Consider the following 23785-nt stretch of genomic DNA (forward strand, 5'->3'; position numbering starts at 1 on the left):
TTGCGCCATGCGCTGTCTCGGGTTCGACGGCGTACCACCGCGAGACGGGCGTCCGCGTCCGCCGACATCCGTGCCACATCGCGTCACGATGAATTCGGCGATGACCGCCGGGGCTACGCGGGTGAGCCTCGCAGGACACGCACCGGGCCGTCCGGGAGCCGTTCGGGTGGTACCCGGCGCGGTGCCGCCGAACCCGGCGTCGACCGTCGGGCATACGCGGACGACCGGCGGCAGCCCGTCGACGGCTCCGAGCGCGGCGGCGCGCGGGCGCGTGCGGGCGGAAGACGTATGCGTCCAGCGGACGAGCGCATCGACGTAGCAGCGCGCGGCAGCGGTCCCGCGGACACCCTGGATACGGATGTGGAGCGTGGGCGCGGAGGTTTCGGGCCGCCGGGCCGGGCGTCCAGGGCGGCAGCGGCGCGTGGCCGTGCCGGGCGATCGAGCGGTGCTCGGGAGCGAGGGCGTTCCCGGGGGCGGGTGCGCGGCGCGCCTGAGGCGTCGCCGTGGGTGAAGCTGCCAGGGTGGATGTCCATGAGCGCTGCGAAGGCCGCATTGGCGCGTCTGAGCGATATCGAGCCGCCGGAACCGGGTTCGGGGGGACCCGGCGGCGGATTCGGGTCGTTGACTCCGGAGCGGGCTCGGGTGCTGCTGGTGGTGGCGGCGCGGGCGTCGAGCATCGCCCTGCTCGTCATCGTCGCACTGGTGTCGGGGGCGCTGTTGGCGGCGGGCAGTGGGCTGGAGGGGACCGGAGGCGCGATCGCGGCGAGCTGGCTCGCGGTCCATCAGGTTCCGCTGGTGATCGGCAAGACGTCACTGGGACTGCTGCCCCTGCTGCCGACCGGGCTCATGCTCTGGATCGCGGCGCGCGACTGCGCCCACGCGGTGCCCGACGAGAGCAACCGCGCCGACCTCGGCTGGATCGTCGGCGCGGCGCTGGGCGGTCCGCTGCTCATCACGGCGGTCTGTCTGGCCGTCGCCGACGATGCCGCCGCGGTGGTGTCGTTGCAGCCGCCGAACACCTCGGCCGCCTTCGGCTGGGTCTTCGGCCTGCACCTGCTGGCGGCCGCCGCGGGCATCGGCAGTCGCCGGTGGCGGGAGCTGCTCGCGCTGTCCCCGGCGCCGGTGCCGCACTGGGTGGTGCCCGGGGTGCGGGCGGGGGTGCGGGCCGTGTGGCGACTGCTGCTCGTCGCCGCCGCCGTCACCCTGGTGTCCTTCCTGGCGCACTGGTCCGCCATCGGTGAGACCTACCGGGCCGCGGGCGATATCGCGGGTGTGCTCGGGCTGACGCTGCTGTCGGTCGCCTATCTGCCGAATGTGCTCATCGACGCGGTGGCGGTGCTGGTCGGCGGACAGGTGCACATCGGCGCCGGTTCGCTGAGCCTGTTCGAGGTCACGGGTGCGCCGATTCCGGCGGTGCCGATCGCGGCCGCCGTGCCGACCGGTCCGGCGGCGGGCTGGTGGGTCGTGCTGCTGCTGGCGCCCGCCGCGGTGGGCGTGCTCGGCGGCCTGGACATCGGACGCACCACCGACGATCGGCCGACCGCCCCGTGGGCCACGCTCACCTCGGCCGCCGTAGCGGCGGTGCTGCTCACGCTGCTGGGTTCGCTCGCCGGCGGTGTGCTCGGCTCCTTCGGGCAGATCGGTCCGAACCTGCTGCTGCTGGCGATACCGGCCTTCCTCTGGCTGGCGTTGCCCGGATACGTGGGCATGGTCGCCGCGCGGTGGTTCGTCGTCCCCGCCGCCGACCCCGGGTACGCCGCCGACGACGACTACGCCGCCGACGACTACGCCGATGGTGAATACGCCGACTACGACGACGAATACGACTCCGACGGTCGGTACGACTCCGATGGCGAGTACGACTCCGATGACGAGTACGACTCCGACAGCCGGTACGACTCCGACGATTACGAGGACGCCGACTACTACGACGAATACGACGAGTACGAAGACGCGCCCGACGGCACCGAGCGCGTGGTCGAGGTCGACGGCGAACTCGTCGACGAACCGCCCGCCCTCACCGCCGAACCCCACGCGGACGACCCGGCCGACGCCGACATCGTGGACGCCGAAGTGGTGGAGGCGGACCTGCTCGACACCGGTGAAGTGGACGGTCGTTAGGCTCTAGGGCGGCGGTTCGCAGCCGCCCGCCCCCCGCCCCGCCCGACTCACAGGGAGTAGTGCGCTGACGTCCACGCCCGCCCAGCTGCTGCCGCCCACCGCGCCCGCGAGCGTCGTCGTGCTCGCCTCCGGCACCGGTTCGCTGCTGCGTTCGCTGCTCGCCGCCACCCGGGAACCGGACTATCCGGCCCGCGTCGTCGCCGTCGGCGTGGACCGCGACTGCGCCGCCACCGCCCACGCCGACGAGTACGGCATTCCGAATTTCCGGGTCGCCCTGCGTGATTTCGACGATCGTGCCGCCTGGGATGTCGCGCTCACCGAGGCCGTCGCCGCCCGCGAACCCGATCTGGTGGTGTCGGCGGGTTTCATGAAGATCCTCGGCCCCGTCTTCCTGGACCGGTTCGGCGGCCGCATCATCAACACCCATCCCGCGCTGCTGCCCGCCTTCCCGGGCGCGCACGGTGTGCGGGACGCGCTCGCGTACGGGGTCAAGGTCACCGGCTCCACCGTGCATCTGGTCGATGCCGGTGTCGATACCGGGCCGATCCTCGCGCAGGAAGCCGTCGCCGTGCTGCCCGCCGACGACGAGGCGTCGCTGCACGAGCGCATCAAGGTTGTGGAACGGCGGTTGTTGGCGGAGGTGGTCGCCGCCGTCGCGACGCGAGGCATTGTCTCCGATGGACGAAAGGCAGTTATTCCAGATGAGCGAGTTCTCCGGTGAGTGAGGCACAGATGGACCCGGCAGCGCGCAAGCCGATCAAGCGGGCCCTGGTCAGCGTCTACGACAAGACGGGCCTGATCGAGCTGGCCTCCGGTCTGCACGCCGCGGGCGTGGAGCTGGTGTCGACCGGCTCCACCGCGGGCAAGATCGCCGACGCGGGCATTCCGGTCACCAAGGTCGAGGACCTGACCGGCTTTCCGGAGACCCTGGACGGCCGCGTCAAGACCCTGCACCCGCGCGTGCACGCGGGCATCCTCGCCGACACCCGCCGCGCGGAGCACGTCGACCAGCTGGTCGAACTCGGCGTGGAGGCATTCCAGCTCGTCGTGGTGAACCTGTACCCCTTCACCCAGACCGTGGCCTCGGGCGCGACCGTGGACGAGTGCGTGGAGCAGATCGACATCGGCGGACCGTCCATGGTGCGCGCCGCCGCCAAGAACCACCCGTCGGTGGCCGTGGTGGTCGACACCCGCGACTACGACGACGTGCTGGCCTCGGTGCGCGACGGCGGTTTCACCCTGGCGCGGCGGACCGAGCTGGCGGCCAAGGCTTTCCAGCACACCGCGACCTACGACGTGGCGGTCGCCAGCTGGATGACCTCGGTCGCGGTTCCGGCCGCCGCTCCCGCCGCGGTTTCCGAGGGTGTGGAATCCGAAGGCGCGCAGCGCTTTCCGGAGTGGATCGGCGCCACCTGGACCCGTGAGTCGGTGCTGCGCTACGGCGAGAACCCGCACCAGGCCGCCGCGCTCTACACCGATGCGGCCGGACCGGCCGGGCTGGCGCAGGCGCAGCAGTTGCACGGCAAGGAGATGTCGTACAACAACTACACCGATGCCGACGCGGCCTGGCGCGCCGCCTACGACTTCGAGGCGCCGGCGGTGGCGATCATCAAGCACGCCAACCCGTGCGGCATCGCGGTGGGCGCGGATATCGCCGAGGCGCACCGCAAGGCGCACGCCTGCGATCCGGTCTCCGCGTACGGCGGCGTGATCGCGGCCAACCGCGAGGTGTCGGTGGAGATGGCCGAGCAGGTCGCCGAGATCTTCACCGAGGTCATCGTGGCCCCCGGCTATGCCGACGGCGCCGTGGACGTGTTGCGGCGCAAGAAGAACGTGCGCATCCTCATCGCCGAGGCGCCCCGGCGCAAGGGCGCGGAGCTGCGTCCGGTGAGCGGTGGTGTGCTGCTGCAGGATCGCGACATCCTCGACGCCGCGGGTGACGCGCCCGCCAACTGGCAGCTGGTCGCCGGTGACGCGGCCTCCGCCGAGACCCTGGCCGATCTCGAATTCGCTTGGCGCGCTTGCCGTGCCGTGAAATCCAATGCCATTCTGCTGGCCCACGACGGCGCGTCCGTCGGCGTCGGCATGGGGCAGGTCAACCGTGTGGACGCGGTACAGCTGGCGGTGCAGCGCGCCGGTGACCGCGCCAAGGGCTCGGTCGCGGCCTCCGATGCCTTCTTCCCATTCTCCGACGGGCCGCAGCAGCTGGTGGCCGCCGGGATCACCGCGATCGTGCAGCCGGGTGGATCCATCCGCGACAAGGACACCATCGACCTGTGCCGCGAGGCCGGGGTCACGCTGTACTTCACCGGGGCGCGCCACTTCGCGCACTGACCGACGATTCGCCGAGCCGGTACGCGGGTGACGCGTACCGGCTCGGCTGCTTTCCGGGCGCTGTTTCTAGTCGGCGCTGTTTCTCCGTGTCGCTGTCTACTTGGCGCTATCTACTTGGCGCTCAACACTGTTCGGTCGCCCAGCGGTTTCTCCAGCTGGATCTCGAGGGTGCCGAACACCGCGATCATGGTGCACATCCGACCCACCGCTTCGGGCCGGGTTCCGGCGCGCAGTTCCACCGTGACCGATTCGTCGGTCTCGGTGGTGGTGGCGTCCACGCCGTAGCACTCCGGGGAGCCGGTCTGGAAGTTCACCGCGATCTTGTCGGGGGCGAGGCGGGTCCAGCTGTCGAAGGGGATGGGGCGGGGGTTGACGATGGTCGGGTCGGCGGTGAAGGCCCGGCCCAGCTGACCTTCGGGGGCTTCGGTGGGTGTGGTCTCCGTGGTGGAGGCGGTGGTGCCGCGCGGCGTGTCGGCGTTGTCGTCCGAGCTCGAGCAGGCGGCGATCGTCAGGCTCAGCAGCCCGGCGGTCGTGGCCGCGGCGAGGCGGCGTCCCCAATTCCCGTACATGGCCCCAACCCTAATCGTCCGGCCGATTCCACACGTCCGGTCCGATCCTCCGGCGAACTTCTGGCGAAGCGTCGTCAAAATCTCATCCGTTGCGGCGCGTATCTCCCCGGTGCGCGGCGTCCGAGCAGTAGCCTGTTCGGCAGATGCGCGAATGCACTTCTCCCGCCATCGATTTACCGAAGATCCCCCCTCCGAAAGGACGCATCGTGGGCGACGCGTTGCATGTAGGCGAAGAACTTGGGCTCGGTCAGTCCCTGAAGGGTGGTGCCTACACCCTGACTCTGCAGAATGATGGCAACCTCGTGCTGACGGAGCCGGACGGCAATGTCGTCTGGCACACCTCCACTCACGATCAGGGTGTCGAGCGGGCCGTGCTGCAGGCGGACGGCAACTTCGTGCTGTACAAGGGTGAGGGCGCGGCCTGGTCCACCGAGACCAATGGCAAGGACGCGGACCGGCTGGTCGTGCAGCCCGACCGCAATGTCGTGCTGTACGGCAAGGACGGCGGCGCGCTGTGGTCGTCGGGCACCAATACCGACAACCCGATCCAGGCCGAGCCGGAGGCCGTCGCGGCCCCCGCGGCGGAGGCTCCGGCCCCGCCGCCGGCTCCGGAGGTGCGCACCCACACCGTCGCTCCCGGTGAGACCCTGTGGGCCATCGCCGAGCAGTACTACGGTGACGGCAACCGCTACCCCGAGATCGCGTCGGCCAGCGGCATCGACAATCCGGATCTGATCAATGTCGGCCAGGTGCTGACCATCCCGTAAGCGGACGGTCGCGCGGAACGAGCATCGAGCCCCGGCGTCAAAGGCGCTGGGGCTCTTCTCGTTCCGGGCGCGTCGGCAAACTTCCCGGCACAATGTGTGCCATGAGCCTCGGCTACGTTCCGGTCACCGTCGAATCCACCTGCCGCACCTCGGCGGCGACGGCCATGGAGGTGATCGCCCCCATCGATCTGCCCACCATCTTCACCGGCATGGGTCCACTGCCCGCCGTCCGCGAGGTGCGCGACCAGTCCGGCCCGTGGGATACCGCGGGCAATACCCGCACCGTCGTCCTCTCCGACGGTTCCACCGCCCGGGAGGAACTCACCGGCTACACCCGCGCCCGCCACTTCAGCTACGAACTGACCGAATTCACCGGCACCATGCGCCGTCTGGTGGCCAAGGTCGACGGCGAGTGGACCTTCACCCCCGCAGGCCGCAATTCCCTTGTCCGCTGGACCTATTCCTTCTTCCCCCACCCCGGCCGCACCCGCCTCGTCCGCTACATCGTCGCCCCCCTCTGGCGCCGCTACGCCACCGCCACCCTCGCCCGCGCCATCCGCGAAGCCGAACAAGCCACCGTCTGACCCCACGTAGCCGACCAACACGCCGCACCCGAACCGCGCTTCCCCCGCCGCCGTAGCCCCCTGAACCTCTCGGGCTCGCGCATCGAGCCTGCCCGCGTACGCGTCTGGGGTCGCGCCCCGCGAAACGCGTCGAGCCCCCGATGCGAAAGCATCGGGGGCTCAACCCTTTACGTCCGACAGTCGCGTCAGCGGCTGGTGAACGGCAGCAACGCCATCTCCCGCGCGTTCTTCACCGCGACGGCGACCTGTCGCTGCTGCTGCGGCGTCAGCCCGGTGACCCGGCGGCTGCGAATCTTGCCGCGGTCGGAGATGAACGTGCGGAGCAGGTTCACGTCCTTGTAGTCGACGGTTTCGATACCGGCGGCGATCAGGGGGTTCTTCTTCGGACGTCGGGCCTGCTCAGCGCGGACCTTCTTCGACGGTGCTCGCTTCACTGCCATGTCAGCGGTTCCTTACTCACCAGATGTGGTTGCTTACCAGCTCGATTTGTGCACACCGGGCAGTTCGCCCCGGTGTGCCATCTCGCGCACGCGCACGCGCGAGAGACCGAACTTCCGGAGATGGCCGCGTGGGCGTCCATCCGAGGCGTCCCGATTGCGCAAGCGTACCGGACTGGCATCGCGCGGCAGTTTCTGCAGGGCGGTCTGTGCGGCGGCGCGGTCGGCGTCGGAGGTGGTGGGCTTGCGGATGAGCTCCTTGAGCTCGGCCCGCCGTTCGGCGTAGCGCGCCACCACGATCTTGCGCCGCTCGTTCTTCTCGATCTTGGACTTCTTGGCCACGTCAGCGCTCCTCGCGGAAGTCGACGTGCTTGCGCACCACCGGGTCGTACTTCTTGAGCACCATCCGGTCGGGATCGTTGCGGCGGTTCTTGCGGGTGACGTAGGTGTACCCGGTGCCCGCGGTGGACTTGAGCTTGATGACCGGACGCAGCTCGGTCGACTTGGATGCCATCGGCGGCCTTCCTAGATCTTCTCGCCGCGCGCCCGGAGCCGGGCCACCACGGCCTCGATCCCGTCGCGGTCGATGGTTTTGATGCCCTTGGTGGAGACGGTCAGCGTGATGCGCCGGTCCTCACTGGGCAGGTAGTAGGTCTTGCGCTGGATATTGGGGTTCCACCGCCGGTTCGTCCGCTTGTGCGAGTGCGATACGGACTTGCCGAATCCCGGTTTGCGCCCGGTGACCTGGCAGATGGCCGACATGTCACTCCCTTCCAGTTGTTGATGACAATCGTTTTCGACAATGCCTGCCGGACAATGTACCGTTACCTTCCGGTAAATGAAAATCGTTATCGGAAGAGGTGATGGTGGTGCCGGGGATGCACGACGACCGCAAGCCCGTCCTCGTGGTCGCGGGCCTGCCGGGGCGTGCCGCCGCGGGCGTGGACCAGATCGCGGGTGAACTCGCGGAGCCGGGCACCGTCGTGGTCCGCCACGACCTGAGCGAACTGCGCCAAGGCGTGGTCCGCCGGATCGTGCACAGCGAGGGCCGGGAGAGCGAGACCATCCTCGAACTCGCGCACGGCTGTGTCTCCTGCACCCTGCGCGCCGACCTGCTGCCCTACCTGTGCGTACTGGGACAGCGTGATTCGGTGCGGCGCATCGTGCTCGCCCTGGATCCGGCGTTCGAGGCCGAGGCGGTCTGTCAGGCCATCGAGAATGTGACCGTCACCGGTGTACACGGCCGCGTGGACGGTCCGGCCGGGCGCAGCGTGCGCATCGAGGCCGTGCTCACCTGCGTGGACACCCGCGACTGGCTGACCGACGCCACCGGTGACGACACCCTCGCCGACCGCGGCCACGTCACCACCGACGACGAGCGCACCGTCGCCCAACTGGCGGTCGGCCAGGTCGAATTCGCCGATGCCGTCATCGCCGTCGAGGTGGGCGCGGTGGACGCGCTGGAACAGGCCCGCCTGGCCGCCGTCCTCGACCGGCTGGTGCCGCTCGCGCCGGTGCTGTGGGTGGCCGACCCGGACGGCGCGTCCGGCACCGACCTGCGCGCCCTGCTCGAGCAGATTCCCGCCGACGCCCGGCGCGGCCGCAGCTTCGGCGCGCACGCCCCGCTGCTGCGCGGCGAGCCGCCGCTCGACACCGAGAACGGCGTCACCCTCATCGAATTCGCCACCGACCGCCCCTTCCACCCGGAGCGTCTGCACTCCGCGCTGGACGTCCTGTTCGAGGGTGTGGTCACCGCGCGCGGCCGCGTCTGGCTGGCCACCCAGCCCGACGAGGTGGTGTGGCTGGAGTCCGCGGGCGGCGGCCTGCGGGTCGGCAGCGCCGGGAAGTGGCTGGCCGCCATGACCGAATCCGAACGGACGCAGGCGGACCCGGACCGAGTGGCGATGGCCGCACTGCGCTGGGATCCGGATTTCGGCGATCGCGACATCTCCCTGGTGATCCTCGCCCACGACGCCGAGCCGAACACCATCCGCGAGGCCCTGCACTGGGCGCTGGTCGACGAGGACGAACTGCGCCTCGTGCGGCGCGCCCCCGAGCGAGTCGCGCAGTGGGAGGACCCCTTCGGGGACTGGCACGAGGATCCGTGCGAGGCGTCCGAGGAGACCCGCTCGGTCGGCACCGAATCGTCCGGCCCCGCCACCGGCGACAACCGTTCCAACGAAAGGTAATGCGATGAAGCCAGGTATCCACCCGGACTACCACCCGGTGGTATTCCAGGACAACAACACCGGCAAGCGGTTCCTGACCCGCTCCACCGCCACCTCGGACCGCACTGTGGAGTGGGAGGACGGCAACACCTACCCGCTGCTGGTGGTCGACGTGACCTCGGACTCGCATCCGTTCTGGACCGGTGCGCAGCGCCTGCTGGACACCGCCGGACGGGTGGAGAAGTTCGAGCGCCGCTACGGCAAGCGTCGCCGCGCGACGCAGGGAGAGGAGAACTGAGATGGCGGTTCCGAAGCGGAAGATGTCCCGGTCCAATACCCGCAGCCGGCGGTCGCAGTGGAAGGCGACGCCGCCGGATCTGGTCCCGGTCACGGTGAACGGTGTCGTGCACAAGGTGCCGCGCCGACTGGTGCCCGCCGTGCGCCGCGGACTGGTCGATCTCGACAAGCTCTGAGGTAGCGATCGATACGCGACGCGTATCACTGATACGGAATGCCCGGATGTCCCGATAGACCGGAACGAAGCCGACGGTCCGGGCAGGGACTGAAAGCCGAAGGCGTCGAACCGCACCTGCGGTTCGACGCCTTTGCCCGTGTTGTGGCATATGGGCTCTTCGTCGCAATGGTGACGGAGCTGTCAAAAAGTCTTCGGGAAGTGATGAACTCGTGCCCTGGCGGCGGTATTCTCGGGGCCGAGGGCGGGTTCTCCGGATTACCGGAGAACCCGCTCATCGCCAGTTCAGGGGCGTTTTTCCGGAGTTTCCGCGGCCTTCGCGGCCCGGTCGTCGCCGTCGTCACCCCAGCCCGGCAGCGGCAGATCCGGCAGTAGTTGTTCGATGCGATTGCCGACCGCGGTGGCCGGTCCCTCGATGAGCGAGAACGGCCACGGCCAGTGCGGGCCGGACAGGCGTTCGACCTCTTTGACCAGCTCCGCGGTGGTCGCCTCCAGTTCGCTGATCTCCGTGCGCAATTCGTCGATGTGATCCAGCGCGGCGGCGAGGCCGTCCACCACGGTGCGGTACCGCCCCTCCGGATCGGTGCCCAACTGCGGCCACCCGGACAGGCCCGGACCCCGCAACTGGATCTGCACGTCGCGCAGAATCGCCTCCTGTTCGGGTGTCAAATCCGCATCCTCCTGTTCGAAGTCCCATTGGCCGAAATCGGCTCGGTCGGTGGTGTTCACATCGCAGCGCACACCGTTCACGTCCACCTGGGTGGCGTGTTGCAGGATGTGCCGTCGCGGTTCGAGGTTGTTGCCCGACCAGGCCACCGTCTGCCACGCCCAGGTGGCGGTGCCCATGTCCAGGGCGCGGCTGATCGGCCAGTAGCCGCCGTAGATCCCGGTGTTCTCACGGCCCAGCACACTGGCCGCGCCGTCGAGGTAGGCGTTGATGGGCGCCTGCTGCTGCGGGGTGGCGTCGAAGTCCACGGAGAAGTAGATGGGCCGATCGCGGCGGCCGCCGCAGCGCAGCACCTGTGCCAGCGCGGCCCGCGCGTCGGTGACCCCGGCGCCGTAGCCGTCGAGCATGCGGGTGGCGTAGGTCTCCCAGTTCGAGACGATCGAAATACCGTGTGCGCGCAGGTCATCGGCCTCGGCAGGGGTGAGCAGCTTGCCGGGCAGGGTGGGGCCGCCGTCGGAGAGGTAGCGGACGACGAAATCGAAACCCGCGGCCCGGATCGCAGCACCACCGGGCCGACCTCCTGCGTAGTCCAGCCCGAAACGCATGCTTCCCACTGTAATTCGCGAGACGCGCCGCCGCCCGTGCATCCGGAAATCGGCCAGTTCGGGAATTCGTCGCATTCGGGTGGTTGACTTGGTGCGGCCGTGTGACCGGCATCACGTCGCAGGGGGAGCGGTCTGATTCGGCCCCGAGCACTCGAGATCACTTGTCGCGATATGGAAACGGAGACGATCGATGCCTATTCGCAGCGCAGCCTGGCCACCCGGCACGCCGTGCTGGGTCGACTGCCAGGTGGACGATCCGGCCGCGGCCGGGACGTTCTACGCCGGACTGTTCGGTTGGGATGTGCAGGGCGCCGACCAGGAGCCCGGCGGCTATCTGATGGCGCTGCGGGAGGGCCGGGCCGTCGCGGGCATCGGACCCACACCCGAATCGGGCATGCCCGCGGCGTGGACCACCTACTTCGCGGTCGAGAGCGCCGACGCCACCGCCGAACGGGTGCGCGAGGCCGGTGGCACGCTGCTGCTGCCGCCGTTCGACGTCCTGGATTCCGGGCGCATGTTCGTCGCCGTCGATGTCACCGGCGCGCCGTTCGCGGTGTGGGAGGCGCGGGCGCACAACGGGGCCGCCGTCCACAACGAGCACGGCGCGTACCTGTGGAACGATCTGCACACCGGCGCCTACGAGGCCGCCAAGCGGTTCTACGCCGACGTCTTCGGTTTCGCCTACACCGAATACGACAACGAGGTGATGCGCTACGCGGTGTTCGCCCCGCCCGGCCGCGCGGAGGGCACGGGGGGTATCAGCGACGCCAGCCGGGACGGCGACGCGCCCGCTCGCCCGTACTGGCTCACCTGGTTCCGATACGACGGTATCGACGAGGGGGTCGCGCGGGCCGAGGAACTCGGCGCGATCGTACTGCTCGCCCCGGCGGACGGGCCCTTCGGCCGGATGGCGATTCTGGCCGCACCGCAGGGGGAGCTGTTCGCGCTGTCGGACCCGAGCCGGGCCGTCGGCGAACTGCCCGACCCGATCGGGTGACCCGGCGTCACGGTACGCGCATACGCCGAGGGCCGGACCGATCACACGGTCCGGCCCTGCACGGCGGGCCCGGGGATACCTCGCTCCGGGCGATATCGGAAGTCGGTTCAGCGCACCGCTTCCGGGATGCGGTCGGCGGCCGCACCCCGCTCGCGGGCGTCACCGACCGGCGACAGCGCGGGCACCGCACCGGATTCCCGGCGGTCCGGGGCGACCAGAATGGCCGTGATCGGAATCGCCAGCGCCAGTGAGCCGATGATGAAGAACGGCACGAAGAAGCTGAACAGGTCCACACCCTCCGGGGTCGGCGCGGCATGGTCGACGTCGAAACTGACGCCGACCAGGCCGGTGTAGTGCATACCCGTCACGACCAGTGCCCACAGGGCGGCACCGCCCAGCATCAGCAGCGATGAGCGCACGGTGAGGCTGAACCACAGCACCGCCACCGACAGCACCAGCGCGATGGCGTACACCGCGATGATCGACAGCACATTGCGCTCCACCTCGCCTTGGACGTGCACCGCCAGCAGCACGACCAGCTCCATGGAGCCGAGTCCGGCGCCCATCACCGCCGCTCCGATCCCCAGCCGCACCCAGTTCAGGGTGCGCCCGGCGATGACGAGCGCGGCCAGCACGGTGGTCCCCGACAGCGCCGAGAAGACCGCGATCAGCATGCTGTCGTAGCGCACCGGACTGCCGTGCGCCCCCACACCCAGCATGGAGACGAAGATCGGCATGGCGACGCCGACGCCGCCGATGGAGCAGGCGGCCACGAACATCCACACGAACCGGAACCGTGCGGTCACCGACTTGGTGGACTGCCGGATGCAGGCCAGGCCGACCGCCGCCCCCGACGCCGACACGATCAACGCCAGCGCGATGATCCAGTAGCCCATTGCGAAGTAGATCACGCGGTAAATACTCCCAGGTCTGTTCTGTCTGTCCGGTCCGCGCCCCGCCTGCCAACGGGGTACGGCTGCCTAACCGCGCCAGGCGCTTTCGCGCTGCTGGGCCATGAGACGTTCGATGGCGTACTCGGTGACCGCGGCGAGGGAACGGCGCACCTCATCGGGATCACGGGCGTCGATGTCGACGATCGGCACACCCTCGCGGATGCTGAGCGCTTCGCGGAGTTCGCCCACCGGGAAGCGGGGTGCGTCGGGGAAGCGGTTGACCGCGACCAGGAACGGGAGCTTCTTGGCCTCGAAGAAGTCGACGGCGGCGAAGCTGTCCTCGATGCGGCGGGTGTCCACCAGCACGACCGCGCCGATGGCACCGCGCACCAGGTCGTCCCACATGAACCAGAACCGTCGCTGCCCGGGCGTGCCGAACAGATAGAGCACCAGGTTGCCGGGCAGGATGATGCGGCCGAAATCCATCGCGACCGTGGTGGTTTCCTTGCCCGGCGTGGCGGCGAGGTCGTCCACGCCGTCGGACATCCCGGTCACCATGGCCTCGGTGCGCAGCGGCACGATCTCCGAGACCGCGCCGACGAACGTCGTTTTGCCCGCACCGAATCCGCCCGCCACGACGATCTTCGTCGAGGCGGTGCGGAATTCGCCGCCCTCACCGGGACGCGGGGGGTACTGCTGTGCCGCCCCGTTGTTCGGGTGCTGCGGGCCGCCGTTGTAGGGCGCGGCGTCAAAGCGCCCGGAGTCCATGCAGGGTCCTCTCCATCAAAGATCGGCGCTCGTCGAAGGAGGCCTGATCGCTCAGAGTCGAATGCACGCGCAGTGTTCCGGCGACCACCAGGTCACCGATCACCACACGTACCATGCCCAGTGGCCGCTGCAGGTGCGCAGCGATTTCGGCCACCGACAGCCGGGCCGTGCCGAGACGCAGGATCTCGGTCCGGATGTCGCCCGCCGGCCAGTCGAAATGGGCGGTGTAGGAGAGGGTCTCGACGACCGCCTCCAGCGGCAGTTCGACCGCCGGCTCGGTGCGGCCGGAGGTCAGTGCGTATGGGCGGACACGCGATGTCGGCCGGCCGGAGCCGTTCGGTGCGGACATGTGCGGTGGCCGATCACGCGGTCTGGCGGGCGGTGGCCTGCACCACGGACCCGACGCGGTCTACCAGAAGCGCCATCTCGTAGCCGATGCGTCCGATGTCGTGCTGCTTGTTGGCCAGCACCGCCAGGTGCGAACCATTGCCGACACTCATGACGAGCAGGTAGCCACGCTGCATCTCCACGATGGACTGCATCACCTTGCCGCCGTCGAACAGCTGGGCCGCGCCGGCCGACAGGCTGGCCAGCCCGGCGGTGACGGCGGCCAACTGTTCGGCGCGGTCGTTGGGCAGGTGCGGACTGGTGGCCTGGAGCAGACCGTCGGCGGAAACCAGCACGGCGTGCGAGACCCCGGGCACCTCCCGGGTGAACCGGGTGACCAGCCAGTTCAGGTTCTCATCGGTTGTGGTGCGCTGTTCGGTCATGCATGCCCTCCGTCGTTGTATGGGTCTCCGTCTTTGTGCTGGGCGTCTGCCCGTCCACTGAGAACCCCGCTCAGATGCCTGGTCAAGCTGTGACGAATCTCTTCCGGATTCCGTGCACCCTCTTCGTCCGCGGGTACCGCCGCGCCGGGGACCAGCTGGGCGCCGGGGCGGCGAATCGGCAGGCCGCCCTGGGTCTTCCCGCCGGTCGTCGGTTCCATGGCCTGTTCGGCGGCGGCCCATCCGGCGTCCGAGGACGAGGTCCACGCGGCCCCGCCCTGCCCGCCGACCGCCGGTTCGACCAGCCATTCCGACACCATGCGCTGGAAGATGGGTGTCGGCGCCTCGCCGACCGGACGCAGCGCCTGGGCGGGCGCGGGCGGCCGCGGTGCGGTGGCCGGGCGCTCGGCGGCGCCGTCGGCGTTCGGGGCAGCGGAAGCGGTGCCGCCGCTGGTGGGGGAGTCACCGCCGAATCCAGCGCCGCCACTGGGGGAGTCGCCGCGCGCACCGAAACCGCCACCGCCGGTCGCGGAATCGTTGCCGTCGGTGCCGCTACCGCGGTTGCTGTTGCCGCTGTTGCCGTTACTGCCCGTGCCGCCATTGCCATTGCCACCATTGTCACGGCCGTTGCCGCCGATGGTGACGAAACCATTGCCAGGGGTGGTGGGACCGTTGTCAGGGGTGGCGGGACCACCGCCCGGGATGGCGGCACCGTTGCCGTTGCCGCCGAATCCGTTCCCGCCGCCGGACCCGTTGCCGGTGGTGAATCCGCGAGCGGGTGCGAAGCCGCTGTCCCGGCCGCCGTCCGCGTTCTCGAAACCGTTGAAGCCCTGGCCGGCACCGGTCGGGGCCGCGGTCTCGGGTGCGGGCTGGTTGCGTCCGCCGCCGTGGGCGAGCCCCCAGGCCTCGACATCGCTGGCCTTGTACTGCTGGGTCTCGCTGTTGTCCCACTCCCGGTTCTCGCCCCAGAAGTCCACCGGCGTCGGTTCGGCGGGAGCGGCCTCCCGCGGCATCTCGCTCGGCGGTGGTTCGACCGGCTCGCTGGCGGGCGTACGCCGCTGCGGCAGGCCGGAACTGGTGACCCCGAACCGCGGCTTGGTTTCCGGCGGATTCGGCACCGGCATCAGCCGCGGCGGTGCGATCGCGGGGGTCGCGGGCGGGGTGATCGGCGAACTCAGGTTCGTGAACTGGGTGTTCAGCGCCGCGGGCTGGCTCTGCGGATGCAGCGGCAGCGCGGGCGCGACCGGCAGCGTTCCGGTCAGCGGATAGCTGCCGGTGCTGCTGTCGTTGCGCTCCGGCGCGGGGGAGACCAGGCTGCCCGGCAGGTGCACGCTCGCGGTGATGCCCGGCTGTGCCACCATCGCGGAGGTGCGGCGCAGGCTGACCGTGATGTTGTGCCGCTTGGCCAGACGGCCGACCACGAAAAGGCCCATCCGGCGCGCGGTCTCGACATTGACCTCGCCACCGGAGGCGAGCCGGTCGTTGATGGACTGCAGGTCCTCGGCGTTCATGCCCAGGCCGCGGTCGGTGATCTCGATGAGGTAGCCGCCGTCCACGGCCCGTGCCACCGACACCGCCACCGGCGTCGTCGGCGGCGAGTAGCGCAGCGCGTTGTCGATGAGTTCGGCCAGCAGGTGTTCGATATCGACCGCGGGCTCACCGGCGACGATGCCGTCGGGCACGGTGCCGATCTCGACGCGCTGGTAGTCCTCCACCTGGGAGACCGACGACCACAGCATGTCCGACAGCGGCACCGGCGGCAGGTGGCCGCGGCGCAGCGCGGTACCGGCGAGCACCAGCAGGTTGTCGCCGTTGCGGCGCATGCGGGTGGCGAGGTGGTCCAGGCGGAACAGCGATTGCAGCCGCTCGGAGTCGTCCTCGTCGCGCTCCAGCTCCTCGATCAGGTTGAGCTGCTGCTCCACCAGGGATTGGCTGCGGCGGGACAGGGTTTCGAACATATTGCCGATCTGCAGGCGCAGTCGCGCCTGTTCACCGGCGAGGTGCAGCGCCTGGGCGTGGATGTCGTCGACGGCGCGGGCCAGCTGGCCGATCTCCTCGGTGGTGTGCACGTCGACCGGATTGATCTCGGGGGTGGTGCCGCCGGAACGCACCACCTCGAGCTCCTGCGGCAGGTCGATGTGCGCGACCTGGAGGGCGTCGCGGCGCAGGCGGCGGACCGGGACGACCAGCGAGCGCGCCACGACGAGCGCGATGGCCAGACCGGCCAGCAGCATGCCGATGACGATCGAGGTATCGCGCAACACGTTGTTGCGGGCCTCGGTGCTCAGGGCGGCGAGATTGTCGTCGAGAGCGGCGGCGAGTCCGGTGGCTTCGCGGTGGTAGGCGTCGACGCTGGTGTTGATGGACTCCGTCATGGCCGGGACGGCCATGGGGTCGGGCACGTTCTGCATGAGGATGCCGATGCGGGCCTGCGCGGCGTCCTTGAGCGTGGTGTAGGCGGCGGCCTGCTCGGGCTGCATGCCGCGGTACACCTCGAGCATGGTGACCTCGGCGCCGATGGCGGTGAGCAGCCGGGTCCGCAGCGCCGGGTTGGTGCCCGCGCCCGGGGTGGCCAGCATGATGCGCTCCTGCGTGAGCAGGCGGCTCGCGGTCATCACGGTGCCCATCTGCAGGAACAGCTGCTGCACCCGGAGGTCGGCGACGGACTGCGAGGTCGACAGCGCGTTCTGGATCTTGCCCGAGACGGTGTCGGCCTGTTCGCCGATGGTCTGTGCCGAACCGGTGCGCAGCGAGTTGCGCATGCTGCGGGCGATGGCGAGAGTCTGGGTCAGTTCGTCCGTGACGGCGGCGCCGGGCTTGGCGGTGCGCAGCACGGTCTCCAGGTCGGCGGCGGCCTGGTCGAACGTGGTGGTGGCGGTGTCGATCAGGGGGTCGGCCGCCGGATTGCCGAACCCGTTGATGGCCGCGACGGCGAGTTCCTGCGTGGCGGACTCGAACTTGATGGTGGGGTCGAAGACCACGGCCTGTTCGGTGCCGGTGCTCAGTTGGTTGATGGTCTGCAATTCGCCGTTGATGCGCAGCACCGCGAAGGTCGAGGCTAGGAGCACCGGTAGCACCAGTACGATGCCGACCTTGCGAGTGACGGGCCAGTTGGACAGGCTGAATTGCCAGGACCGGGGTGCAGCTTCCATCCCGTTTCCGTCGCCTCCGCTTTCACGAGTGGACCCCGGGGTCGTATGCGGTTGTACGGATGTGGGGTTCAACCCGCGCGGAACCAACTAAGGGTCTTCTTTTACGGCACGCAACATACCGCGAGAAGTGTGCATCGGCAATTCGGACGACTCACCGTGACGGACTCCGAAAGTAGCTGGGCGCAACATCTTTCGAATTCGCATTCGCGCACCAGAGCCGACACGCATCACTGTCGAATAGAAAGACGCAGGTCACTCCATGGTGTCACTCGGCGTGTCGGATGCCGCCTTCTCAGTCACCTCTCAGTCGCTGCGGTCAGACTGGATGCCATGCGCATTCTGGTAGTCGACGACGACCGCGCGGTTCGCGAATCGCTGCGGCGTTCGCTGACCTTCAACGGCTACACCGTCGACCTCGCCGTCGACGGCGTCGACGCCCTGGACAAGGTGGTCGGACAGCGCCCGGACGCTCTGGTGCTGGATGTGATGATGCCCAGGCTGGACGGCCTCGAGGTGTGCCGCCGCCTGCGCAGCACGGGTGACGATCTGCCGATTCTGGTTCTCACCGCGCGGGATTCGGTATCGGAGCGAGTGGCCGGCCTCGACGCGGGCGCGGACGACTATCTGCCCAAGCCCTTCGCACTCGAGGAACTGCTCGCGCGACTGCGCGCACTACTGCGCCGCACGACCGCCGATCCGGCGGATTCCTCGGAGACGATGAAGTTCGCTGATTTGTCGCTGGATCCGGTTACCCGAGAGGTATGGCGCGGCGAACGACAGATCTCGCTCACCCGCACCGAATTCTCACTGCTGGAAATGCTGATGGCGAATCCGCGGCGCGTGCTGACGCGCAGTCGCATCCTGGAGGAGGTGTGGGGGTACGACTTTCCCACCTCCGGCAACGCACTCGAGGTGTACATCGGATATCTGCGCCGTAAGACCGAGGCCGATGGCGAGCCGCGACTCATCCACACCGTGCGCGGCGTCGGCTATGTGCTGCGCGAAACCCCTCCGTAGGAGTCGCGCTCGTGGGTAGAACCGTTCCGCGGCGGCCGGTGGTCGCCGGAATCGGGCATCCGGCCGGTTCCTTCGGCAAGGACGCGGCCGAACTGCGCCCGCCCATGCCGCTGACCCGGTCGGTATCGCTGCGATGGCGGGTGACGCTGCTGGCGGCCTCGCTGGTGGCGGTCGCCGTCGCGGTCACCTCCATCGCCGCCTACGCCATGGTGGCGCGCTCGCTGTACGCCGACGTGGACGCACAGCTGCGCGCCCGCGCCGCGCTGATGATCGACAACAACTTCGACAGCCTCGGCTTCCAGTCCATCGTGCTGGCCGGGCTGTACTCCAGCGACGTGGGCGTGGCGCTGATCTTCCCGGACGGTGCGGATCTACAGCGCTACGTGCCGCCGCAGGCCACCAAACCGCCCATCGGCTCACAGGAGGAGGCGGTGGCGCGCGGCGAACTCGGCTTCTCGCTGCGCACCGTCGACAATCAGCGGGTGCTGGCGCGGCGCACCAATTCCGGCTCCACCCTGGTGGTCTCGCAACGGCTGCAACCCACCCGCGAGGTGCTCGATCGGCTGGCCTGGCTGCTGTTCGTGGTCGGCGGCTGCGGCGTGGTGCTGGCGGCTGCGGCCGGAACGGCGGTGGCGCGCACCGGTTTGCGTCCGGTCGCGCGGCTCACGGCGGCGACCGAGCGGGTGGCCCGCACCGATGACCTGACCCCCATCCCGGTGTCCGGTGACGACGAACTCGCCCGGCTCACCGAGAGTTTCAACACCATGCTGCGCGCCCTGGCCGAATCCCGGGAGCGGCAGCGCAGATTGGTGTCCGACGCCGGGCACGAACTCAAGACCCCGCTCACCTCGCTGCGCACCAATATGGAGTTGCTCATCGCCTCCAGCCGCCCGGGCGCGCCGCGCATCCCGGACGAGGACATGGCCGAACTGCGCGGCGACGTGATGGCGCAGATCGAGGAACTGTCCACGCTGGTGGGCGATCTGGTGGATCTGGCGCGCGAGGACGCCCCGGAGACGGTGTACGAGCAGGTCGATATCGGGGATGTGGCCGAACGCGCGCTGGAGCGGGTGCGGCGGCGGCGCACCGGCATCGAATTCGACGCCGCCCTGCGGCCGTGGTTCGTCTACGGCGACGAGGCCGGATTGGAGCGGGCACTGCTCAATGTGCTCGACAACGCCGCCAAATGGAGTCCGTCCGGGGCCAAGGTCTTCGTCCGCATGACCGAGAACGGGCGCGGGCTGCTGGAGTTCACCGTGGACGACGCCGGGCCGGGAATTCCGCCCGCCGAACGGGAACTGGTCTTCGAGCGCTTCTACCGCACCACCGCCTCGCGCTCCATGCCCGGTTCCGGGCTGGGGCTGGCCATCGTCAAGCAGGTGGTCACCAAACATGGCGGCACCATCACGATCGACGGATCCGACCGCGGCGGCGCGTTGATCCGTATCGTTCTTCCCGGGACCGGCGCACCGCCTCCGGTAACCGCTTGACCTGGCACGAATGCTCGGCGAAAAGCCAGCGCGATCTCAGTCCGCTCTCAGCCGTCGCCACCAGGCTGGTCGTCAGACTCGAGGAGAAACGAGAGATATGACCGACGATTCGAAGGACAAGCGCAGCGATCGGCCCGAAGCGCCCGGCGCGGCCCACCCGGCCCCCGGCGACCCGGCCACCCGTCCGTTCGGCGACGCCGCCGGTGACCCGGCCGCGCGGCAGTTCGGCGACGCCGCCGGTGGTCCGGCGACCGAGCAGTTCGGCGGTGCCTCCGATGACCATGCGACGTGGCAGTACGGCGGTGCGCCGGGGCAGCCGCACGGCGGCGGTAGGTCTTTCGGCGGGGCAGTCCCTTTCGGCAGTGGGGCCACCCCGTACGGCCCCGGCACTCCGGCATACGGCGCGGCGGGGCGGGGCGCGGGCCACGATGTGTCGGGAACCGCGGAGATTCCCGTCGGTGAATCGCATCCGGCTGGGTATGCGTCGGGTATGAGTACTTCCGGGCAGGGCGGCTACCAGACCGGGTCGCACCCGACCACCGCCATGAGTGCGGGAGGTCCGGGTGGCCCCGGATATGGCGGTGGACCGTTCGGCTCGGGTAGCCCCGGCGGCCCCAGCGGCTCGGGTAACCCAGGCGGCTCAGGCACCTCGGGCGGTCCCGGCGGCCTGGGCGGTCCTGGCGGCTCAGGCTCCCAGGGTGGCCTGGGTGGACCCGGCAGCTCGGACAACATGGGCAGCTATGGCGGCCCCGGCGGCCCTGGTGGACCAGGCGGATTCGAAGGCCCCGGCGGCGCTGGTGGAGCAGGCGGATTCGACGGCCCCGGCGGATTCGACGGACCTGGTGGGCCGGGCGGTCCCGGCGTGCCCGGTGGACCCGGTGGGCCCGGTGGGCCGGGGCAGCACGGTTATCCGGGCGGCCCTGCGCCCAAGGGCGGCAAGCGCACCGCGCTGGTGGCGGGCGCGGTGGTGCTGGCGCTGGTGAGCGGTGGTGTCGGCGGCGTGGTCGGCGGCTCGTTGGCGACGCGCGACGGTGGTGGCGGCCCGGCCGTCACCAATGCCCTCGACGCCCCACGCGAGAAGGCCACCAATGTCGCCAACGCCCCCGCGGGGTCGGTGCAGGCGGTGGCCCAGAAGGTGGTGCCGAGCGTGGTCATGATCCGGGTGGAGGGCAATCGCGCCGAGGGCGAAGGCTCCGGCGTGGTGCTGTCCACCGACGGCCTGATCCTCACCAACAACCACGTGGTCAGCGGCGCGGGCCCGAACGCCCGGATGGAGGTCGCGTTCAGCGACGGCTCCACCGCTCCGGCCACCCTGGTGGGCACCGACCCGGTCTCGGACCTGGCGGTTATCAAGGTGAGCGGGAAGTCCGGCCTCACCCCGATCGAACTGGGCAGCTCGGAGAACCTCCAGGTGGGTCAGTCCGTGGTGGCGGTCGGCTCGCCGCTGGGTCTCGCGGGCACCGTGACCACCGGAATCGTCTCCGCCCTCAATCGCCCGGTGTCCACCAGCGGTGATGCCGGTTCGACCGGCACGGTGATCGACGCCATCCAGACCGACGCCGCCATCAATCCGGGTAATTCCGGTGGCGCGCTGGTGGATATGAACGGCAAGCTGATCGGCATCAACACCGCCATCGCCACTCTCGGCGTCTCCGATCTGTCCGGCGGCCAGAGCGGTTCCATCGGCCTCGGCTTCGCCATCCCGGTCGACCAGGCCCGGCGTGTCGCCGATGAGCTGATCAAGACCGGCAAGGTCACCTACGCCCAGATCGGGATCAAGGTGCGCGGCCAGGACGACGTGAACGGCGCGCGGGTGGTGGAGGTGACCCCGGACGGCGCGGCCGCCGCGGCGGGCATCCCCAACGGCGCGATCATCACCAAGCTCGATGACCAGGTCATCGATTCCGGTAACGCGCTCATCGCGGCGGTGCGCTCGCACCAGCCGGGCGACAAGGTGAAGATCACCTACACCGATGAGCAGGGCAACAATTCGAGAACCGTCGAGGTGACCCTCGGCGAGGTAGTGGAGGGCGGCCGATGAGCCAAGTACGCAGCAGACCGATCGCGCTGGCAGCGGAGCGAATCCTCCGAGACGGGGGTTGGGAGCCGTTGTCGGACAAGGACGCTACGGTGAGCACCATGGAAATCGATGCCGCTGTGGCGGGCCGTGCTCTTGTCGTGGTCGTCGACGACCGAACCGCCCATGGCGGGGTGGACTCGCTGGGTCCGCTGGTCACCGAGCTACTCACCGAAGCGGGCTTCCTGGTGGACGCCTCGGTGTCGGTGCAGGCCGACGAGGTCGAGATCCGCAATGCGCTCAACACCGCGGTGATCGGCGGCGTGGATCTGGTCATCTCGGTGGGCGGCACCGGCATGTCCCCGCGCGACTGCACTCCCGAGGCCACCGCCGAGGTGCTGGACCGGGAACTGCCGGGGATCAGCGAGGCACTGCGTGCCTCCGGACTGTCCGCCGGTTCGGTGGACGCGGGCCTGTCCCGCGGTCTGGCGGGCGTCTCGGGCAGCACCCTGGTGGTCAACCTGCCCGGCACCCGCGCCGCCGTCCGCGACGGTATGGCCACCCTCGGCCCGCTGGCGATCCGGGTGATCGAGCAGCTGTCCGGGCTCGCGGATGAACTCTGACGCCGATCGCGATTCCGAGCCGCCACGGCGCAAGAAGCTCTCCGTGGCCGAGGCGGCTCGACTCGCGCGGGTCTTCGGCGACACCCTGCCAGCTACCACCCGGGACGAACGGACGCCGGAGCCGAACTCGGGTGCGTCCGACGACTGGTTGCGGTCGCAGGTGCCGCCGCATCACGGTTGAAATTGATCCGTGTGATCTGCGCCGGCTGTCGCCGGCAAAGGCTCGACGCTTAGCGTCGAGCCTTTTCGTTGTTTCTACGACTTCCCTGCTCACCGCACTTATGCAAATCAAGTGATATGAGAATCATGGTCACTGTGATCCAGATCACACGGTGTTTACCAACTCTTACATTGCTCAGTCATTGCCTGAGTGTTTAATGTCCCACTTCGGGCTGTACAACCCGTGGGTTCTCCAGTCTCGGAGTGTGGCGTTGCCGCGCCCACTGCACCAGGAACCTGGCCCGGGTTCCTGTGGCTGAACTCGCTTGGAGCACAAAATTTGTCATTAGTTACACAGTGGCAACAAAAAGGCGACAAACTGAGCTGGGCCTGAGAGGACCCCATTTCAGCCTCGGGTGTCGAGGCTGACCGCTAGAAACCTGATGAGGGGAAGTATGAGCGAGAACCGCACCAACGGTCTGCGTCGTGGTGCCCGGATCGCGGGCGCTGGCGCGGCTGCGGCCGTTGCCATCGGCCTTATGTCGACCGGTGCTGCCCACGCGGATACCTTCGTGCCGTTGCCGGACGGCCAGAAGACGAGCCCGGGTGGCGAGGTCACCATCACGCGTACGGGCGAGCAGGCGATCGTGTCGCCGTCGCTGGCGGCCAACGGTGCCGGGCGCACCGTGTGGGTGAGTGGCAATGCCACCGCCGATGTCCGTAGCACCCCCGAGGGTGAGCCGGGCCCCTGGAACGGCCCGTCGGGTCGTGACGGCTCCAACAACTCGTCCACCCACGGCGCTTCGCGGATCAGCACCGGCTACATCATCGGCTGCCAGGTCAGCATCGGTGACGAGGCCGTGTCCGCTGGCGTGTCGGCGAGCATCAACCTGAGTGATCTCGGTGGCGGCGTGTCCATGGGCCTGGAGCTGGGCCCCGGCCAGGTCAAGTGGGTCGAGGTCGAGGGCAAGGACATCCTGAAGCCGGGTGTCTACTCGGTCGAGTACATGGATGCCGAGATGCAGATCCAGGGCTGCGCGGGTTACGCGCAGGCCCGGTCCTACACCGTGGTCGAGATCATCGGCGACCACTACTCGAAGACCACCCTCTACGGTATGCCGTTCAGCATTGGCTGACGCGTCCCGGTCTCGCCAAATCACTTCTCGCGCAAGCGAATT

Annotated in this window: 26 protein-coding genes; 15 read left to right on the forward strand and 11 right to left on the reverse strand. The window is 69.4% G+C overall.

All coding sequences use genetic code 11. The features are described 5' to 3' along the window. Window positions 1-531 precede the first annotated feature (531 nt). The 3 genes from FOH10_RS01150 to purH all read left to right on the forward strand — a co-directional run bounded on the left by FOH10_RS01150 (window position 532) and on the right by purH (window position 4455). Window positions 532-2121, forward strand: a complete 1590-nt coding sequence (locus FOH10_RS01150) for a cell division protein PerM (RefSeq protein ID WP_143979287.1) — start codon at window positions 532-534, stop codon at window positions 2119-2121. Between the two features lie 64 nt (window positions 2122-2185). Further along, window positions 2186-2842, forward strand: coding sequence for a phosphoribosylglycinamide formyltransferase (purN, locus tag FOH10_RS01155; RefSeq protein ID WP_162836500.1), 657 nt, complete (start codon window positions 2186-2188; stop codon window positions 2840-2842). A gap of 11 nt (window positions 2843-2853) precedes the next feature. Then, complete coding sequence (gene purH / locus FOH10_RS01160) at window positions 2854-4455, forward strand: bifunctional phosphoribosylaminoimidazolecarboxamide formyltransferase/IMP cyclohydrolase (protein WP_143983791.1); 1602 nt, start codon at window positions 2854-2856, stop codon at window positions 4453-4455. Window positions 4456-4565: 110 nt separating this feature from the next. On the opposite strand, the gene FOH10_RS01165 is transcribed toward purH, so the two are convergent. Next, the gene (locus tag FOH10_RS01165; RefSeq protein ID WP_143979288.1) at window positions 4566-5024 is read right to left on the reverse strand and encodes a hypothetical protein; all 459 of its coding nucleotides are present in this window, start codon (window positions 5022-5024) and stop codon (window positions 4566-4568) included. Window positions 5025-5230: 206 nt separating this feature from the next. On the opposite strand from FOH10_RS01165, the gene FOH10_RS01170 reads away from it, so the two are divergent. Further along, a complete protein-coding gene (locus tag FOH10_RS01170; protein ID WP_172544772.1) occupies window positions 5231-5791 on the forward strand; it encodes a LysM peptidoglycan-binding domain-containing protein in 561 nt (186 codons plus the stop codon). Window positions 5792-5892: 101 nt separating this feature from the next. Beyond that, a complete protein-coding gene (locus FOH10_RS01175; protein WP_186000674.1) occupies window positions 5893-6375 on the forward strand; it encodes an SRPBCC family protein in 483 nt (160 codons plus the stop codon). 185 nt (window positions 6376-6560) lie between these two features. On the opposite strand, the gene rpsR is transcribed toward FOH10_RS01175, so the two are convergent. From rpsR to rpmB, 4 genes are read right to left on the reverse strand one after another with little or no spacing between them, the layout of a single operon-like run. After that, the gene (rpsR, locus tag FOH10_RS01180; protein ID WP_011211513.1) at window positions 6561-6815 is read right to left on the reverse strand and encodes a 30S ribosomal protein S18; all 255 of its coding nucleotides are present in this window, start codon (window positions 6813-6815) and stop codon (window positions 6561-6563) included. A gap of 33 nt (window positions 6816-6848) precedes the next feature. Beyond that, window positions 6849-7154, reverse strand: a complete 306-nt coding sequence (gene rpsN, locus FOH10_RS01185) for a 30S ribosomal protein S14 (RefSeq protein ID WP_029931153.1) — start codon at window positions 7152-7154, stop codon at window positions 6849-6851. A gap of 1 nt (window position 7155) precedes the next feature. Beyond that, a complete protein-coding gene (gene rpmG, locus FOH10_RS01190) occupies window positions 7156-7326 on the reverse strand; it encodes a 50S ribosomal protein L33 (RefSeq protein ID WP_029931154.1) in 171 nt (56 codons plus the stop codon). Window positions 7327-7337: 11 nt separating this feature from the next. Next, window positions 7338-7574 carry a 50S ribosomal protein L28 gene (gene rpmB / locus FOH10_RS01195; protein WP_039817163.1) on the reverse strand — a complete coding sequence of 79 codons (237 nt, stop codon included), beginning with the start codon at window positions 7572-7574 and terminating at the stop codon, window positions 7338-7340. 101 nt (window positions 7575-7675) lie between these two features. Between rpmB and mrf the strand changes: the two genes are divergently transcribed. From mrf to rpmF, 3 genes are read left to right on the forward strand one after another with little or no spacing between them, the layout of a single operon-like run. Continuing rightward, the gene (mrf, locus tag FOH10_RS01200) at window positions 7676-9001 is read left to right on the forward strand and encodes a ribosome hibernation factor-recruiting GTPase MRF (RefSeq protein ID WP_143979290.1); all 1326 of its coding nucleotides are present in this window, start codon (window positions 7676-7678) and stop codon (window positions 8999-9001) included. 4 nt (window positions 9002-9005) lie between these two features. Beyond that, complete coding sequence (locus tag FOH10_RS01205; protein ID WP_029931157.1) at window positions 9006-9278, forward strand: type B 50S ribosomal protein L31; 273 nt, start codon at window positions 9006-9008, stop codon at window positions 9276-9278. A gap of 1 nt (window position 9279) precedes the next feature. Further along, on the forward strand, window positions 9280-9453 hold the full coding sequence (gene rpmF, locus FOH10_RS01210) for a 50S ribosomal protein L32 (RefSeq protein ID WP_029931158.1): 174 nt from the start codon (window positions 9280-9282) through the stop codon (window positions 9451-9453). Between the two features lie 284 nt (window positions 9454-9737). Here rpmF and FOH10_RS01215 read toward each other — a convergent pair whose 3' ends face one another. Then, entirely contained in the window at window positions 9738-10724 is a 987-nt protein-coding gene (locus FOH10_RS01215; protein ID WP_186000675.1) for a DUF1906 domain-containing protein, read from the reverse strand. Window positions 10725-10914: 190 nt separating this feature from the next. On the opposite strand from FOH10_RS01215, the gene FOH10_RS01220 reads away from it, so the two are divergent. Further along, complete coding sequence (locus FOH10_RS01220; protein WP_143979292.1) at window positions 10915-11721, forward strand: VOC family protein; 807 nt, start codon at window positions 10915-10917, stop codon at window positions 11719-11721. A gap of 107 nt (window positions 11722-11828) precedes the next feature. On the opposite strand, the gene FOH10_RS01225 is transcribed toward FOH10_RS01220, so the two are convergent. The 5 genes from FOH10_RS01225 to FOH10_RS01245 all read right to left on the reverse strand — a co-directional run bounded on the left by FOH10_RS01225 (window position 11829) and on the right by FOH10_RS01245 (window position 17301). Beyond that, a complete protein-coding gene (locus FOH10_RS01225) occupies window positions 11829-12632 on the reverse strand; it encodes an MHYT domain-containing protein (RefSeq protein ID WP_051037718.1) in 804 nt (267 codons plus the stop codon). A 69-nt stretch (window positions 12633-12701) separates the two neighbouring features. After that, a complete protein-coding gene (locus FOH10_RS01230) occupies window positions 12702-13382 on the reverse strand; it encodes a GTP-binding protein (protein ID WP_143979293.1) in 681 nt (226 codons plus the stop codon). After that, window positions 13363-13731, reverse strand: a complete 369-nt coding sequence (locus FOH10_RS01235; RefSeq protein ID WP_029931163.1) for a DUF742 domain-containing protein — start codon at window positions 13729-13731, stop codon at window positions 13363-13365. The genes FOH10_RS01230 and FOH10_RS01235 overlap by 20 nt, the downstream gene beginning before the upstream one ends. Window positions 13732-13744: 13 nt before the next feature. Further along, a complete protein-coding gene (locus FOH10_RS01240) occupies window positions 13745-14152 on the reverse strand; it encodes a roadblock/LC7 domain-containing protein (protein WP_029931164.1) in 408 nt (135 codons plus the stop codon). Then, window positions 14149-17301, reverse strand: a complete 3153-nt coding sequence (locus FOH10_RS01245; RefSeq protein WP_244961512.1) for an ATP-binding protein — start codon at window positions 17299-17301, stop codon at window positions 14149-14151. The genes FOH10_RS01240 and FOH10_RS01245 overlap by 4 nt, the downstream gene beginning before the upstream one ends. A 330-nt stretch (window positions 17302-17631) precedes the next feature. Between FOH10_RS01245 and FOH10_RS01250 the strand changes: the two genes are divergently transcribed. The 6 genes from FOH10_RS01250 (at window position 17632) to FOH10_RS01275 (ending at window position 23743) form a co-directional block, all read left to right on the forward strand. Beyond that, window positions 17632-18318 carry a response regulator transcription factor gene (locus FOH10_RS01250; RefSeq protein ID WP_029931166.1) on the forward strand — a complete coding sequence of 229 codons (687 nt, stop codon included), beginning with the start codon at window positions 17632-17634 and terminating at the stop codon, window positions 18316-18318. 104 nt (window positions 18319-18422) lie between these two features. Further along, window positions 18423-19808 carry a sensor histidine kinase gene (locus tag FOH10_RS01255; RefSeq protein WP_081872904.1) on the forward strand — a complete coding sequence of 462 codons (1386 nt, stop codon included), beginning with the start codon at window positions 18423-18425 and terminating at the stop codon, window positions 19806-19808. Window positions 19809-20352: 544 nt separating this feature from the next. Beyond that, window positions 20353-21849 carry a S1C family serine protease gene (locus FOH10_RS01260; RefSeq protein WP_143983792.1) on the forward strand — a complete coding sequence of 499 codons (1497 nt, stop codon included), beginning with the start codon at window positions 20353-20355 and terminating at the stop codon, window positions 21847-21849. A 98-nt stretch (window positions 21850-21947) separates the two neighbouring features. After that, complete coding sequence (locus FOH10_RS01265; protein ID WP_178070443.1) at window positions 21948-22448, forward strand: MogA/MoaB family molybdenum cofactor biosynthesis protein; 501 nt, start codon at window positions 21948-21950, stop codon at window positions 22446-22448. Continuing rightward, window positions 22438-22629, forward strand: coding sequence for a hypothetical protein (locus FOH10_RS01270; protein ID WP_029931170.1), 192 nt, complete (start codon window positions 22438-22440; stop codon window positions 22627-22629). Before FOH10_RS01265 ends, FOH10_RS01270 begins: the two co-directional genes overlap by 11 nt. Before the next feature lie 433 nt (window positions 22630-23062). Beyond that, entirely contained in the window at window positions 23063-23743 is a 681-nt protein-coding gene (locus FOH10_RS01275) for an MspA family porin (RefSeq protein ID WP_143979294.1), read from the forward strand. Window positions 23744-23785: the final 42 nt, after the last annotated feature.

This window comes from Nocardia otitidiscaviarum, assembly GCF_007362295.1.
GTDB classification, from domain to species: Bacteria; Actinomycetota; Actinomycetes; order Mycobacteriales; family Mycobacteriaceae; genus Nocardia; species Nocardia otitidiscaviarum.

Excerpts from the sequence above, each read along its gene's own strand:
- rpmG (WP_029931154.1), bottom strand. The coding sequence starts at position 7,326 with ATGGCATCCAAGTCGACCGAGCTGCGTCCGGTCATCAAGCTCAAGTCC.
- FOH10_RS01275 (WP_143979294.1), top strand. The coding sequence starts at position 23,063 with ATGAGCGAGAACCGCACCAACGGTCTGCGTCGTGGTGCCCGGATCGCG.
- FOH10_RS01215 (WP_186000675.1), bottom strand. The coding sequence starts at position 10,724 with ATGCGTTTCGGGCTGGACTACGCAGGAGGTCGGCCCGGTGGTGCTGCG.
- purH (WP_143983791.1), top strand. The coding sequence starts at position 2,854 with ATGGACCCGGCAGCGCGCAAGCCGATCAAGCGGGCCCTGGTCAGCGTC.
- FOH10_RS01270 (WP_029931170.1), top strand. The coding sequence starts at position 22,438 with ATGAACTCTGACGCCGATCGCGATTCCGAGCCGCCACGGCGCAAGAAG.
- FOH10_RS01150 (WP_143979287.1), top strand. The coding sequence starts at position 532 with ATGAGCGCTGCGAAGGCCGCATTGGCGCGTCTGAGCGATATCGAGCCG.
- FOH10_RS01255 (WP_081872904.1), top strand. The coding sequence starts at position 18,423 with ATGCCGCTGACCCGGTCGGTATCGCTGCGATGGCGGGTGACGCTGCTG.
- FOH10_RS01205 (WP_029931157.1), top strand. The coding sequence starts at position 9,006 with ATGAAGCCAGGTATCCACCCGGACTACCACCCGGTGGTATTCCAGGAC.
- FOH10_RS01240 (WP_029931164.1), bottom strand. The coding sequence starts at position 14,152 with ATGACCGAACAGCGCACCACAACCGATGAGAACCTGAACTGGCTGGTC.
- FOH10_RS01250 (WP_029931166.1), top strand. The coding sequence starts at position 17,632 with ATGCGCATTCTGGTAGTCGACGACGACCGCGCGGTTCGCGAATCGCTG.
- FOH10_RS01220 (WP_143979292.1), top strand. The coding sequence starts at position 10,915 with ATGCCTATTCGCAGCGCAGCCTGGCCACCCGGCACGCCGTGCTGGGTC.
- FOH10_RS01175 (WP_186000674.1), top strand. The coding sequence starts at position 5,893 with ATGAGCCTCGGCTACGTTCCGGTCACCGTCGAATCCACCTGCCGCACC.
- FOH10_RS01260 (WP_143983792.1), top strand. The coding sequence starts at position 20,353 with ATGAGTGCGGGAGGTCCGGGTGGCCCCGGATATGGCGGTGGACCGTTC.
- rpsR (WP_011211513.1), bottom strand. The coding sequence starts at position 6,815 with ATGGCAGTGAAGCGAGCACCGTCGAAGAAGGTCCGCGCTGAGCAGGCC.
- FOH10_RS01230 (WP_143979293.1), bottom strand. The coding sequence starts at position 13,382 with ATGGACTCCGGGCGCTTTGACGCCGCGCCCTACAACGGCGGCCCGCAG.
- FOH10_RS01235 (WP_029931163.1), bottom strand. The coding sequence starts at position 13,731 with ATGTCCGCACCGAACGGCTCCGGCCGGCCGACATCGCGTGTCCGCCCA.
- rpmF (WP_029931158.1), top strand. The coding sequence starts at position 9,280 with ATGGCGGTTCCGAAGCGGAAGATGTCCCGGTCCAATACCCGCAGCCGG.
- rpmB (WP_039817163.1), bottom strand. The coding sequence starts at position 7,574 with ATGTCGGCCATCTGCCAGGTCACCGGGCGCAAACCGGGATTCGGCAAG.
- FOH10_RS01265 (WP_178070443.1), top strand. The coding sequence starts at position 21,948 with ATGGAAATCGATGCCGCTGTGGCGGGCCGTGCTCTTGTCGTGGTCGTC.
- mrf (WP_143979290.1), top strand. The coding sequence starts at position 7,676 with ATGGTGGTGCCGGGGATGCACGACGACCGCAAGCCCGTCCTCGTGGTC.
- FOH10_RS01245 (WP_244961512.1), bottom strand. The coding sequence starts at position 17,301 with ATGGAAGCTGCACCCCGGTCCTGGCAATTCAGCCTGTCCAACTGGCCC.
- FOH10_RS01165 (WP_143979288.1), bottom strand. The coding sequence starts at position 5,024 with ATGTACGGGAATTGGGGACGCCGCCTCGCCGCGGCCACGACCGCCGGG.